This is a genomic window from Agromyces humi (genome assembly GCF_009720255.1).
Lineage (GTDB): Bacteria > Actinomycetota > Actinomycetes > Actinomycetales > Microbacteriaceae > Agromyces > Agromyces humi.
This window is the reverse complement of sequence record NZ_WJSP02000766.1, coordinates 1-585: the sequence shown is the minus strand read 5'-3', so window position 1 is coordinate 585 and position 585 is coordinate 1. Positions and strand designations below refer to the sequence as shown.

General features: G+C 74.5%; 1 protein-coding gene. It reads right to left on the bottom strand.

All coding sequences use genetic code 11. The annotated features are described in order from the left end of the window. Positions 1–128: 128 nt before the first annotated feature. Positions 129–585, bottom strand: a 457-nt coding sequence (locus GH736_RS24070) for a hypothetical protein (protein WP_203230955.1), incomplete at its 5' end; no start/stop codon positions are given.

Here is a 585-nt window from a genome sequence, read left to right as displayed (position 1 = left end):
GCCGCCGTCCGTCTCCCCCTCGCGCAGCGACTGCAGCTCGTCGGCGGCGCGCCGGCGTTCCTCCTCGGTCGACCCGGCGCCGTACGCGATGCGCTCCAGCCGCGCGATGTCGTCCACTTGCATCGGGCTCACCCCCGCGGGACCGTGACCTGCACGCTGCCGTCGGCGTGCCACGTCGCCGAGTACCCGGCGCCCTCGAGATGGAGCGAGCTCTGGAGGACGCCGCGTTCGAACAGGCCGCCGCTCGTGCAGGACCCCCCGACGGCACCCTTCGGATGCGCGATGACGACGCAGACGTCGTTCGCCGGATCGTCCACCGCCTTGGCGCCGTAGACGGAGACGCCGTCGGGCGTGGTGGCCAGCAGCCGCATCGTGGTGGGGTCGTACCAGTCGGCGGGAAGCGCGATCGCCGGCACGTCGGCGGCCGTCGCCGACCGTTCGAACACGTCGAAGGCGGTCGACCCGACGACCGGGACGGGGACGACCTCGCCCATGCCGAGCGTGATCGAGGCCGCGCCGCCGAGGGCGGCGTCGGCCGCCGAGGGTTCCGACACGGTCGTGCGTGCGCCCGCCTGCCAGCCGACC